This window comes from Microbacterium sp. Cr-K32, from assembly GCF_000708345.1.
Taxonomy (GTDB): Bacteria; Actinomycetota; Actinomycetes; order Actinomycetales; family Microbacteriaceae; genus Microbacterium; species Microbacterium maritypicum_A.
The window spans coordinates 94,125-107,216 of sequence record NZ_JARD01000012.1 but is presented as its reverse complement, the minus strand read 5'-3'; the positions used below and the strand labels follow the sequence as shown (position 1 = coordinate 107,216).

Below are 13,092 nucleotides of genomic sequence, written 5' to 3'. Positions count from 1 at the left end.
AGGGTCAGAGCTCTGGTTCGAGGATATCGAGGCGGACGGAGAGCGTGCTCTTGGTCGCACGTCCCTTTCGGCGACGCCCGCTCACTGCTTCGGCCACGACCGCGGCGCGCAGTGCGGTCGCCACCCGCGCTCCGGCGCCGTAGTCGAACCGAACGAGCGCCCGCACCCGTGGAGGGACGTCGTCGGATTCGACCGGGACGGGCCCCAGCACCGCGTCGGGAGGCAGCGCGAGCTCGGTCAGCGCGGCGAGAGCGCCGGAGACCGCGGGAGCCGACCCCTGGACCAGGGCCACCCGGGTCGTCGGCGGCATGTGCAGCGGAGCCCTGCTGTCGAGCTCCATGCGGGCGTGGCCCGCCTGATTCCAGGTCGCGAGCGCCTTCGCGGCCGCGCCGTTCACTCCGACCAGATGGATCGGTGCGCCGGGTGCGGCGAGGGCCGCCGCGTTCGACCACCAGCGCAGGCAGGACTCGGCGACGCGCAGATCGGGTGCCTGGAGCATCCGTGGGCCGTCGAGCAGGACGACGGCACGATATCCGCCGTCGGCGATCGGCTCGGCACCACGGGTCGCCACCACGAGCGCGGGCTTGGAGGGAACCCGCTCCACCGGGTGCGCACTGTCGGCGACGATCACACGCACGCCCGGGAACGCCCGACCCAGTTCGTCGGCGGTGCGCTCGCTCCCGGATGAGGCCAACCGCAGCTTGGTGGAGGAGCACGTCGGGCACGACCATGCGCTGGCCGATCGACCGCACCAGGCGCACACCGGCACGGCACCGCGATGCTTCGCCCCGAGCGGACCGCCGCAGTGCGCGCATCGAGCCGGAGCCCGGCATTCCGCACACACCAGCGACGGCGAGAAACCCGGTCGCGAGACCTGCACGAGCACCGGTCCCTCTGCTGCGGCGGAACGGGCGGCGAGAAACGCGGAAGACGGCATCCGCTGGGCGGTGGGCTGTTCCATCTCCTGGGGCGTGCTGAGCACGACGCGGGGCAACACGCGGCGCGTTGCTCTGACGTCCTGCAACCAGCCGAGGGCGACCAGACGTTCCACATCGGTCGTCCGGGTGTGCCCGGCGAAGAGCAGCGCCGATCCCTCGAGCTCCTGACGCAGCAGCGCAGCATCACGCGCATTGACGTACGGGGCCAGCGGCTCCCCCAGGAGAGGATCGCCGTCGTCCCAGATCGCCACCATGCCGGCGACGACCGGCGAGTAGACCGCCGAACGGTTTCCCACCACGACGCACGGCGCGTCCTCGAGCGTGCGCAGGAAGCCGCGATAGCGATCGGGGTTGGTCTGACGGGAGTCATGGCGCACGATCGCTGCGACGGGCACGAGGACCTCGAGCGCGGCGAGAAGTCGATCGAGGTCACGGCTGTCGGGGACCACGATGATCGACGACTTCCCCGCGGCGAGCATCCGCGCCGCCGAGGCCGCCAGCAACCGGGACCATCCCTGAACCCCGTCGACGAGTTGCGGAATCGCCTCGACGGCCGCCCGTCCACCCGCATCTAGCACGACATCGAGGCCCTCGTAGAGACCGACGGTCTCTTCTGCCGCGATGAGCGCATCCGCCGTCGGCGCCTCGGCCGGCGTGTCGGCGGTCCAGGCCTTCTCGACGCGCACCTGGCGCTTGGGGATGACGAGCCGAAGCACATCGGAGGCCGAACCCGCGGCGCGATCCGCCACGCGGCGTGCGAGCGTGTGCAGGCGCTCCGGAAGCACCGGCACCAGCGACACCACGCTCTCGACTTCCGAGAGCGCCCGGTCGGCGTCGTCCTCGGTGTCGACGTCGACGACATAGCCGTCGATCACACGCCCGGCGGAGCGCAGCGGGACCTGCACGCGAACACCACGAGGCACCTCGCCCCACTCGGGAGGCAACGCGTAGTCGAAGAGCCGATCGAGCTGCGGCAGGGGCGAATCGAGGAGCACGCGCGCGATGCGCCGGCTCTCCGGAGGCATCAGGACCGCGGTCCCATCAGAGCCCGGCAGCGCGACGCAGCTCTTCGGCGCGGTCGGTGCGCTCCCAGGTGAAGTCGGGGAGCTCGCGGCCGAAGTGCCCGTAGGCGGCCGTCTGGGCGTAGATCGGACGCAGCAGGTCGAGCTGCTCGATGATCGCCTGCGGGCGCAGGTCGAACACCTCGTTGATCGCCCGCGTGATGACTTCATCCGACACCGTGCCGGTCCCGAAGGACTCGACGTAGAGACCGACGGGACGGGCGACGCCGATGGCATAGGCGACCTGTACCTCGAGACGCTCCGCCAACCCTGCGGCGACGGCGTTCTTCGCCACCCAGCGCGTGGCGTATGCACCGGAACGGTCGACCTTGGACGGGTCTTTGCCGCTGAACGCCCCACCGCCGTGACGCGATGCTCCGCCGTAGGTGTCGATGATGATCTTGCGACCGGTCAGACCCGCGTCGCCCTTGGGGCCACCGGTGACGAAGGGACCCGCGGGGTTGATGTAGAGGGTGACGTCGTCGAGATCGAGACCTGTCGTCGCGAGCACCGGGTCGATCACGTGCGCACGGACCTGAGCCTGAAGCTCTTCCTGCGAGATGTCGGGGTGGTGCTGCGTGGAGACCACGACGGCATCGACGGTCTTCGGAGTGAAGCCGTCGTACCCGAGGGTGACCTGGGTCTTGCCGTCGGGGCGCAGGAAGGGCAGCTCCCCGCTGCGACGCACTTCGGCGAGACGCTCCGACAGACGGTGAGCGGTCCACGCGGCCATCGGCATGAGCTGAGGCGTCTCGGTGGTCGCGAAGCCGAACATGATGCCCTGATCGCCGGCGCCGAGGCCGTCGAGGGGGTCCACCGAGGACCCGTCGCGGTGCTCCTGCGCGCTGTCGACGCCATGGGCGATGTCGGTCGACTGCTCGCCGACCGAGATGCTGACGCCGCACGAGGAGCCGTCGAAGCCGGTGTCGCTCGAGGTGTATCCGATGCCGTTCACGACCTGACGGACGATCGTGGGGATGTCGACGTATGCCTCGGTCCGGATCTCACCTGCCACATGGACGAGGCCCGTCGTGACGAGCGTCTCGACTGCGACGCGCGAGCCCGTGTCCTTCGCGATGAGGCCGTCGAGGATGCTGTCCGAGATCTGGTCGCAGATCTTGTCCGGGTGCCCTTCGGTGACGGACTCGGACGTGAACAGACGCAGGGCGCTCATCGGTACTCCAGAACGGGACGGACGGAAGGAGGGTGTTGCACCCATTCTGGACCGCGCCTCCGACAGGCGGGAGGCGCGGTCCCGAATATCACTCTGCGTGACGCAGACGGAGCTTGTCCTCGTTGATCTCGTGCAGGGCGATCGTGAGCGGCTTGTCCTCGACGGACGAGTCCACGAGCGGGCCGACGTTGTCGAAGAGGTTTCCCTCGTGCAGGTCGGAGTAGTAGTCGTTGATCTGACGCGCACGCTTGGCGGCGTAGATGACGAGCTCGTACTTCGAGTCGACGCGGTCGAGCAGGTTGTCGATGGGGGGATCGATGATTCCGTTGTTGTGTCCGGCCATGGTGAGACCTCCTGATCAGGCGACGGGATCGTCGCGAAGACGGTGCGAAAGGCGCGCGAAGACGCTCAGCGCGCAGAGCTTGTGGACAATTCTACGACCTCGCGAGCCGCGGTGGCGACGTCCTCGTTCACGACGAGGTGGTCGAACTCGTTCTGGGCGGCGAGTTCGACCTTCGCGGTGCGCAGTCTTCTGGCCCGTTCCTCGGCGTCTTCCGTGCCTCGCCCGACCAGTCGATGCACCAGTTCATCCCAACTCGGGGGCAGCAGGAATATCAGCGTCGCCGACGGCTCTGCACGACGCACCTGACGGGCGCCCTGGAGGTCGATCTCGAGGAGCACGGTCTTGCCCTCGGCCAGTGCGGCGTCGATCGGCGCGCGTGGCGTGCCGTAGCGGGAGCGGTTGTGCACCACGGCGTACTCGAGCAGCTCGTCGTCGGCGATCAGCCGGTCGAACTCGGCGTCGTCCACGAAGTAGTAGTGCACGCCGTCGATCTCACCGGGGCGGGGCGGCCGGGTCGTGGCCGATACCGACAGGTGGATCTCCGGGTTGTGCTCGCGGATATGCGCGGCGACGGTCCCCTTTCCCACAGCGGTGGGGCCGGCGAGCACCAGCAGGCGGCTCCGTGCGTCGCGCGGGGTCGGCACCGGGAAGCGCGAATCGAGCCAGACCTCCAGCACCCGGCGCTGGCGCGCGCCGAGACCGCCGAGACGCTTGACTGGGGAGATGTGCAGCTCATCGAGCACGCGGTCACGCTTGCCCGCACCGATCGCGGGGAGCGCCAGCAGGAAGTCGGTGATGCGCATCGACCCCTCCACCGAGTTGGCATCGGCCGTCGCGCGGTGCAGGACGGTCTGCGGGGTCACCACGCGCATCGTCAGGTCGCGTTTGACCGATGCCCTGGCGCGGCGCCGTTCCACGGCACGGCGGGCGGCCGCGGCCCTGTCGACCTCGGGAACCGTACGCTGCGCGTCAGGCACGCGCCACCTCCAAGTACTCGGCCGCACGCGCGGTGATGGCGGTCGCCAGGTCGGCGGGACCGGCGGAGAGGATGCTGCGGCTCTCGCTCGCGATCACGGCATCCGCCATCGAGCCGAAGCGAAGGCGGAGATCAGCGGGAGTCGCGCCCTGCGCGCCGAACCCCGGAGCGAGGATGGGGGCGACCGGGCCGAACGGCGAAAGGCCTGCGGCCGCCCAGTCCACGGTCGCGCCGACGACGAAACCGAAGCTCCCCCACTCGCCTGCGCCCGAGGCTGCGGCATTGCGTGCGGAGACCTCCCCGATGATCGCGGCAGACACCGTCTCATCGCTCGCAGTGATCGAACGCTGGATGCCCGCTGCCTCGGGGTTGCTGGTGGCGGCGAGCACGAACACGCCCTTGCCGTGCTCTTCGGCGAGGGCGAAGGACCCGTCGAGGGCACCGACGCCGAGGAAGGGATTCACCGTGAGCGCGTCGGCTTCGAGCGAGGATCCCGGCGTCAACCACGCCTTCGCGTAGTCGTCCATGGTCGATCCGATGTCGCCACGCTTCGCATCGGCGATCACGAGCAGATCTGCGGCACGTGCCGCCGCGAGCACCTCTTCGAGAGCTGCGAAGCCTGCGGAACCGAAGCGCTCGAAGAACGACACCTGAGGCTTCACGAAGCCCACCCGACCGGCCGCCGCCTCGACGGTGCGGAGGCCGAACTCACGGACACCGTGCGCGTCGTCGGTCAGCCCCCACGCGGCGAGCAGCGCCGCGTGGGGGTCGACGCCGACACAGAGCGGCCCCCGCGCACTCAGCGCGGACCGTGTGCGTTCGCCGAAGCGTTCGCTCACAGTGCCGCCTTCCGGTCCAGCGCGTACTCCTGCAGGCTCTTGACCTGGAAGCCCTCGTGGGCCGCGTCCATCCCGCTCACGGCCGCGCCGAGCACAGCCATCGTGGTGAACAGCGCCTTGTCGGCGGCGACGGCGGCAGCGCGGATCTCGTAGCCGTCCGCCCGCGCGGCACCACCGGACGGAGTGTTCACGACGATGTCGATCGAGCCCTCGTTGATGAGATCCACGATGTTCTTCGCGCCCGACTCCTGCGTCTCGCTGTACTTCTCGACGACCGTGACGGCGATGCCGTTGCGCGAGAGGATCTCGGCGGTGCCCTCCGTCGCGACGATCGTGAAGCCGAGCTGCTGCAGACGGTGGGCGGGGAGGATGACGGCGCGCTTGTCCGAGTCGGCCACCGAGATGAACACGGTTCCCGAGGTGGGCATGCCGCCGTAGGCCGCGGCCTGGCTCTTGGCGAACGCGGTCGGGAAGTCGCGGTCGATGCCCATGACCTCACCCGTGGAACGCATCTCCGGGCCGAGCACGGAATCGACGGTCTTGCCGTCGGCGGTGCGGAAGCGCTTGAACGGGAGCACGGCCTCCTTGACCGACACGGGTGCGTCGAGCGGAACGCGCGAACCGTCCTGCTCGGGAAGCATCCCTTCGGCGCGCAGCTCGGCGACCGTCGAGCCCGTCATGATGCGGCTCGCAGCCTTGGCCATCGGGATGCCGAGTGCCTTCGACACGAACGGCACGGTGCGGCTGGCGCGCGGGTTGGCCTCGATCACGTAGAGCACGCCGGCGCTGATGGCGAACTGCACGTTCAGGAGTCCGCGCACGCCCACGCCCTCGGCGATGGCCAGCGTGGCCTCGCGCACGCGGTCGACATCGGTCCGGCCGAGCGATACCGGCGGCAACGTGCAGCTGGAGTCGCCGGAGTGGATGCCGGCCTCTTCGAGGTGCTCCATGACGCCACCGATGTACAGGTCGGTGCCATCGTAGAGCGCATCGACGTCGAGCTCGATCGCGTCGTCGAGGAAGCGGTCGACCAGGAGGGGCTTGCCCTCCTCGATGACGACCTCGCCCGCGGTGCGCACGAAGTAGTCGCGCAGCGACGCGGTGTCGTACACGATCTCCATGCCGCGTCCGCCGAGCACGAAGCTCGGACGCACCAGCACCGGGTACCCGATCTCCTCGGCGATACGCACGGCACCCTCGACGTGGATCGCCGTGCCGTTGCGCGGTGCGACGAGACCGGCCTCGTCGAGCAGCCGCGAGAAGAGCTCGCGCTCCTCCGCGAGGTCGATCGCCTCGGGGCTCGTGCCGAGCACCGTATAGCCGGCGGCCTCGATGCCCTTCGCGAGTCCCAGGGGGGTCTGACCGCCGAGCTGGCAGACGACACCGAGGATGGTGCCGCTCGCGGCCTCCGCATCGAGCACCTCCAGCACGTCTTCGAGCGTGAGCGGCTCGAAGTACAGGCGGTCGGAGGTGTCGTAGTCGGTCGAGACCGTCTCCGGGTTGCAGTTGACCATGACGGTCTCGAAGCCGGCATCGGACAGCGCGAACGATGCGTGCACGCATGAGTAGTCGAACTCGACGCCCTGCCCGATGCGGTTCGGGCCCGATCCGATGATGACGACCTTGGTGCGTTCGGACGGCTCGACCTCGGTCTCGAAGTCGTAGCTCGAGTAGTGGTACGGCGTGAGAGCCGGGAACTCGCCGGCGCAGGTGTCGACCGTCTTGTACACCGGGCGGATGCCGAGACCGTGGCGCACGCCGCGGACCTCGGCCTCAGAGGTTCCGCGGAGCTCGGCGAGCTGTGCGTCGGAGAAGCCGTGTTCCTTGGCGTAGCGGAGCGTCGCCGCATCCAGTTCGGATGCCTGGCGCACGACCTCGGCGACCTCGTTGATCAGCACGATCTGGTCGAGGAACCACGGGTCGATCGCTGTCGCATCGAAGGCCTGCTCCACGGTCGCACCCTTGCGCAGCGCCTGCTGCAGGGTGACGATCCGACCGTCGGTGGGGATCTTCGAGATCTCGAGCAGCTCCTCGACGGAGCGGTCCTCCACGCCCCAGTGGAAGCTCGATCCGCGCTTCTCGAGCGAGCGGAGCGCCTTCTGCAGCGCGGTCGCGTAGTTGCGGCCGATGGCCATGGCCTCGCCTACCGACTTCATGGTCGTGGTCAGCGTCGCGTCGGCGGCCGGGAACTTCTCGAAGGCGAACCGCGGCACCTTGACGACCACATAGTCGAGCGTGGGCTCGAAGCTCGCCGGCGTCACGCCCGTGATGTCGTTCGGGATCTCGTCGAGGCGGTAGCCGAGCGCGAGCTTGGCCGCGAGCTTCGCGATCGGGAATCCGGTGGCCTTCGAGGCGAGGGCGCTGGACCGCGAGACGCGCGGGTTCATCTCGATCACGATGATGCGGCCGTTGGTCGGGTCGACCGCGAACTGGATGTTGCAGCCTCCGGTGTCGACGCCGACGGCGCGGATGATGTCGATCCCGATGTCGCGCATCTTCTGGTACTCGCGGTCGGTGAGGGTGAGCGCCGGGGCGACCGTGATCGAGTCGCCCGTGTGCACGCCGACCGGGTCGACGTTCTCGATGGAGCAGACGACGACCGTGTTGTCGGCTGTGTCGCGCATGAGCTCGAGCTCGTACTCCTTCCAGCCGAGGATGGACTCCTCCAGGAGCACCTCGGTGGTCGGCGAGTCTCGCAGGCCGGCGCCGGCGATGCGGCGCAGGTCTTCCTCGTCGTAGGCGAAGCCCGAGCCCAGACCCCCCATCGTGAAGCTCGGGCGGACCACCATCGGGTAGCCCAGCTCGTCGGCAGCCGCCAGCACTTCGTCCATGGTGTGCGCGATGCGGGAGTCCGCCACGTCGGCACCGGCGTCGAGCACCAGCTGCTTGAAGATCTGGCGGTCCTCGCCCTTGTTGATCGCCTCGAAGTTGGCGCCGATCAGCTCGACGTCGTACTTCTCGAGGATGCCGTGGTTGTGCAGCTCGATCGCGGCGTTCAGCGCGGTCTGACCACCCAGCGTGGGCAGGATCGCGTCAGGACGCTCCTTCGCGATGATCGTCTCGATGACCTGCCAGGTGATCGGCTCGATGTACGTCGCGTCGGCGAAGTCGGGATCGGTCATGATGGTCGCCGGGTTGGAGTTGACCAGGATGACCCGGACGCCCTCCTCGCGCAGCACGCGGCACGCCTGGGTGCCGGAATAGTCGAACTCGCAGGCCTGACCGATGACGATCGGGCCGGAGCCGATGACGAGGACGGAGTTGATGTCGTCGCGCTTGGGCATTACTTGGAGTCCTTCTGGCTTGCGATGACCAGGTCGCGGAACCTGTCGAAGAGGTAGTTGGCGTCGTGGGGGCCGGCCGCCGCCTCGGGGTGGTACTGCACCGAGAATGCCGGGATGTCGAGGGCGCGAAGTCCCTCGACGACGTTGTCGTTGAGGCCGACGTGGCTGACCTCGACCTTGCCGTAGCCGTTCGGGCTGTCGAAGGTGCCCTCGATCGGAGCCTCGACCGCGAAACCGTGGTTGTGCGCGGTGATCTCGACCTTGCCGGTCTGCTTGTCCAGCACCGGCTGGTTGATGCCGCGGTGACCGAACGGCAGCTTGTAGGTGCCGAGGCCCAGTGCACGACCGAGGAGCTGGTTGCCGAAGCAGATCCCGAAGAACGGCAGCCCGTCATCGAGCACCGCACGCAGCAGCTCGACATGGTCGCCGGAGGCCGCGGGGTCTCCGGGGCCGTTCGAGTAGAAGACGGCGACCGGGTCGACCGCACGGATCTCGTCGATCGTCACGTTCTGCGGAAGGACGTGCACCTCGAAACCGCGGGCGGCGAGGTTGTCGATCGTCGCCTGCTTCACACCGAGGTCGAGCACGGCGAGGTTTCCGATCCGCTCCCCCATCGCCGTCGTCACGGTGGCCACGTCGACCGAGACCTCGGCGGACAGGTTGCGCCCGGCCATCTCCGGTGCTTCGCGGACGATGCGCACCTGCTCCTCGGCATCGAGCGCCGCATCGGCACCGGAGAAGATCCCGCCGCGCATGGAGCCCGCCGACCGGATGTGGCGGGTGATCGATCGGGTGTCGATACCGCTGATCCCCACGACGCCGTCTTCGACGAGCACGTCGTCGAGCGAGGCGTTCGCGCGCCAGTTCGACACGACGCGGGAGGGGTCGCGCACGATGTAGCCGGCGACCCAGATGCGACGTGATTCGGCGTCTTCGTCATTCATGCCCGTGTTGCCGATGTGCGGCGCCGTCTGCAGGACGATCTGGCCCGCGTAGGACGGATCGGTGATCGTCTCCTGGTATCCGGACATGCCGGTCGCGAAGACGACCTCGCCGAGGGTGCGGCCGCGGGCGCCGTAGGCGCGTCCGATGTGACGTGTGCCGTCTTCCAGGACGAGGACGGCGGGATCGGGAAGCGAGGCCGCGGGGGCCTGCCCGGAGGTTGTCGAGAGTGTCATGACTGTGCTCCTGTGTCGGGGGCGGCGGGGACGAGCCGCTGCAGGTCGGAGATGAGGTTCTGGGGATCGCCGGTGGCGAGGCGCAGGTAGCTGTCGACGATGGTGTCGTCGTCGATGTTCCAGGCGATGCGCACGAGGCCGCCGGGCTCCACGACGCGGTCGATGGTGACCGTAGCGCGGTCGACGGCGACGAGCCGGTCGTTCGCGAGGAAGACCGTCGGGGTACCGTCGAGGCAGAGGGCGATGCCGCGATCCGTGAGCGCGAGCTCGCCGCGGGCCCGGTACGCGAGAGGTGACACCGCGAGACGCTCGAGCGGCTGCTCGTGCCGTGTCGTCGACACGTACAGCACCTCGTCGCGGCGGGCGACCTCCGCGTGCTCAGGCACACCCAGCGGGGCCGTGAACACGGAATCGCGGCGGACTCGTCGTCGCCAGGCGAGAAGCATCACCAGCAGCACCAGGAGCGCGACGGCGATCGTGATCGCGACGGCGAGGTCCCGAGCGCTCATGCGCGGAGCTCCTCGACGACGCTGCCGCCGTCGACCGTGAGCACGCCGCCGTGGATCGTGTACTCCACTCGTCCGGGAAGCGCGCGGCCGAGGTACGGCGAGTTCACGCTCCGGCCGTGGAGGTCGGCCTCCGTGAAGACACCGTCGACCGCGGCGTCGTACAGCGTGAGCTGTGCCGGCTGACCGACTTCGAGCGGCGTGCCGTGTCCGGAGAGACGTCCGATGCGAGCGGGCGCCGCGCTCATCACACGCGCGATGTCGGCCCAGTCGAGCAGGCCGGTCTGCACCATCGACTGGTGCACGACGCGCAGCGCGCTCTCGAGACCCACCATGCCGTTCGCCGCTGCCTGCCACTCGCAGGCCTTGTGCTCGCTGGGATGCGGGGCATGATCGGTCGCGACGATGTCGATGGTTCCGTCGGCGAGACCCTCGCGCACCGCGAGCACATCCTCTTCGCGACGCAGCGGAGGATTGACCTTGTAGCGCGCGTCGTACCCGCGCACGAGTTCGTCGGTCAGCAGGAGGTGGTGAGGGGTGACCTCGGCCGTGACGTCGATGCCGCGCTTCTTGGCCCAGCGGATGATGTCCACCGAGCCCGCGGTCGAGAGATGGCACACGTGCAGTCGCGAGCCGACGTGCTCGGCCAGCAGCACGTCGCGGGCGATGATCGACTCCTCGGCGACCGCGGGCCAGCCGGCGAGGCCCAGCTCGGCCGACACCGTGCCCTCGTTCATCTGCGCGCCCTCCGTGAGGCGGGGGTCCTGCGCATGCTGGGCGATCACGCCGCCGAACGACTTCACGTATTCCAGCGCGCGACGCATGATGAGCGGGTCGAACACGCAGAAGCCGTCGTCGCTGAAGACACGGACCTGCGCGCGGGAGGTGGCCATCGCGCCCAGCTCGGCGAGCCGCTCGCCCTTCTGCCCGACGGTGACGGCGCCGATGGGCTGCACCGTGGCGTAGCCCGCCGCTTCACCGAGCGCGAGCTCCTGCTCCACGACACCAGCGGTGTCGGCGACCGGCGAGGTGTTGGGCATCGCGAAGACAGCGGTGAAACCGCCGGCCGCGGCGGCGCGCGTTCCGGTGAGGATCGTCTCGGACGCTTCGTAGCCGGGCTCGCGCAGATGCGTGTGCAGGTCGACCAGTCCGGGCAGGGCGACGAGACCCGCTGCGTCGATGACCCGAGCACCCGAGCGCTGCAGTCCGCTCCCGATCTCGGCGATCCGGCCGTCCTCGATGATGATGTCGGCGCTCTCGGCACCGAGCAGTCGTGCACCGGTGATGACGAGGGTCTCGCTCACAGGTCTCCCCCTCGTTCGTCGTCTCGTTCTCCTGCCAACAGCAGGTACAGCACCGCCATGCGGACGGACACCCCGTTCGTGACCTGTTCCAGCACCGTCGAGCGGGGGGAATCGGCAGCTTCCGAGGAGATCTCCAGTCCCCGGTTCATGGGTCCGGGGTGCATGACAATGCTACCTGCCGGAAGACCGGCCACACGCCGTGCGTCCAGGCCCCAGCGTCGGGAATACTCCCGCTCAGTCGGGAAATACGCGGCATTCATCCGTTCCAGCTGGATGCGCAGCATCATCACCGCGTCCGGCTCTTCCGCCAACGCCTCATCGAGGTCGTAGACGACCCGCACCGGCCAGAGCGACACGTTCTGCGGAACCAGCGTGGGCGGCGAGACGAGCGTGACATCGGCGCCGAGCGTGGTGAGCAGCCAGACGTTGGAGCGCGCGACCCGAGAGTGCAGCACGTCACCGACGATCACCACGCGCAGACCGCTCAGGTCACGACCGCGACTGTCGGCGCCGAACCGGCGCTTGCGGATCGTGAAGGCGTCGAGCAGCGCCTGCGTCGGGTGCTCGTGGGTGCCGTCGCCGGCGTTCACGACACCGGCCGAGATCCAACCGCTGGTGGCGAGCGTCTGCGGCGCGCCGGAACCCGGGTGCCGGACCACGACCGCGTCAGCACCGATCGCCTCCAGGGTCTGCGCCGTGTCCTTCAGGCTCTCGCCCTTGGAGACGCTGGATCCCTTCGCCGCGAAGTTGATCACATCGGCGGAGAGGCGTTTGGCGGCCGCCTCGAACGAGATGCGCGTGCGCGTCGAATCCTCGAAGAAGAGGTTCACGACGGTCTTGCCACGCAGCGTCGGAAGCTTCTTGACCTCACGCGACTGCGTGTCGGACATGTCTTCGGCGACGTCGAGGATGCGCAGGGCGGTGGCCCTGTCGAGGGTGCGGGTGTCGAGGAGGTGTCTCATTCGCCGATCGTCACCTCCTCCGCACCGTCGTTCTCGAAGAGGCGCACGTTGACCCGCTCGGTGCGGGCGGAGGGGATGTTCTTGCCGACGAAATCGGGACGGATCGGGAGCTCACGGTGCCCGCGGTCGACGAGGATCGCGAGGCGCACGACCGAGGCGCGCCCGATCGACTGGATCGCGTCCAACGCTGCCCGGATGCTGCGACCGGAGAAGAGCACATCGTCGATGAGCACGACGGTCTTGCCGTCGATGCCGCCGACCGGGATCTCGGTGGGTTGCGGGGAGCGTGTCGGGTGCTGGGCGAGGTCGTCGCGGAAGAGCGTGACGTCGAGAGCGCCGACCGGGACGGACTGCTGCGCGATCTCGCTGATCAGCAGCCCGAGGCGATGGGCGAGGGTCACACCGCGGGTCGGGATGCCCAGCAGGACCAGATTCTCGGCTCCTCGATTGGACTCGAGGATCTCGTGCGCGATACGGGTCAGCGCTCGTGAGATGTCGGCTTCGTGCAGCACGGTGCGCATGCTCAT

11 protein-coding genes are annotated in these 13,092 nt (G+C 68.9%); all 11 read right to left on the bottom strand.

Going from position 1 to position 13,092, the window contains the following annotated elements:
• Positions 1 to 4 precede the first annotated feature (4 nt).
• Complete coding sequence (locus GZ64_RS0104855; protein ID WP_029265354.1) at positions 5 to 1,963, bottom strand: hypothetical protein; 1,959 nt, start codon at positions 1,961 to 1,963, stop codon at positions 5 to 7.
• Between the two features lie 16 nt (positions 1,964 to 1,979).
• Complete coding sequence (metK, locus tag GZ64_RS0104850; protein WP_029265353.1) at positions 1,980 to 3,173, bottom strand: methionine adenosyltransferase; 1,194 nt, start codon at positions 3,171 to 3,173, stop codon at positions 1,980 to 1,982.
• 88 nt (positions 3,174 to 3,261) lie between these two features.
• Entirely contained in the window at positions 3,262 to 3,516 is a 255-nt protein-coding gene (rpoZ, locus tag GZ64_RS0104845) for a DNA-directed RNA polymerase subunit omega (RefSeq protein WP_017204385.1), read from the bottom strand.
• Between the two features lie 65 nt (positions 3,517 to 3,581).
• Positions 3,582 to 4,493: a guanylate kinase gene (gene gmk / locus GZ64_RS0104840; protein WP_029265352.1), complete on the bottom strand. Its 912-nt coding sequence runs from the start codon at positions 4,491 to 4,493 to the stop codon at positions 3,582 to 3,584.
• A complete protein-coding gene (pyrF, locus tag GZ64_RS0104835; RefSeq protein ID WP_021200609.1) occupies positions 4,486 to 5,331 on the bottom strand; it encodes an orotidine-5'-phosphate decarboxylase in 846 nt (281 codons plus the stop codon). Before pyrF ends, gmk begins: the two co-directional genes overlap by 8 nt.
• Complete coding sequence (carB, locus tag GZ64_RS0104830; protein WP_029265351.1) at positions 5,328 to 8,615, bottom strand: carbamoyl-phosphate synthase large subunit; 3,288 nt, start codon at positions 8,613 to 8,615, stop codon at positions 5,328 to 5,330. The genes pyrF and carB overlap by 4 nt, the downstream gene beginning before the upstream one ends.
• Positions 8,615 to 9,793 carry a glutamine-hydrolyzing carbamoyl-phosphate synthase small subunit gene (gene carA, locus GZ64_RS0104825; protein ID WP_029259253.1) on the bottom strand — a complete coding sequence of 393 codons (1,179 nt, stop codon included), beginning with the start codon at positions 9,791 to 9,793 and terminating at the stop codon, positions 8,615 to 8,617. Before carA ends, carB begins: the two co-directional genes overlap by 1 nt.
• Entirely contained in the window at positions 9,790 to 10,302 is a 513-nt protein-coding gene (locus GZ64_RS0104820) for a PH-like domain-containing protein (protein WP_021200612.1), read from the bottom strand. The genes carA and GZ64_RS0104820 overlap by 4 nt, the downstream gene beginning before the upstream one ends.
• Positions 10,299 to 11,603, bottom strand: a complete 1,305-nt coding sequence (locus GZ64_RS0104815) for a dihydroorotase (RefSeq protein WP_029259254.1) — start codon at positions 11,601 to 11,603, stop codon at positions 10,299 to 10,301. The genes GZ64_RS0104820 and GZ64_RS0104815 overlap by 4 nt, the downstream gene beginning before the upstream one ends.
• Complete coding sequence (locus GZ64_RS0104810; protein ID WP_021200614.1) at positions 11,600 to 12,565, bottom strand: aspartate carbamoyltransferase catalytic subunit; 966 nt, start codon at positions 12,563 to 12,565, stop codon at positions 11,600 to 11,602. The genes GZ64_RS0104815 and GZ64_RS0104810 overlap by 4 nt, the downstream gene beginning before the upstream one ends.
• Positions 12,562 to 13,092 (bottom strand): bifunctional pyr operon transcriptional regulator/uracil phosphoribosyltransferase PyrR, encoded by a 531-nt coding sequence (gene pyrR, locus GZ64_RS0104805; RefSeq protein WP_029265350.1) that lies wholly within the window; start codon positions 13,090 to 13,092, stop codon positions 12,562 to 12,564. The genes GZ64_RS0104810 and pyrR overlap by 4 nt, the downstream gene beginning before the upstream one ends.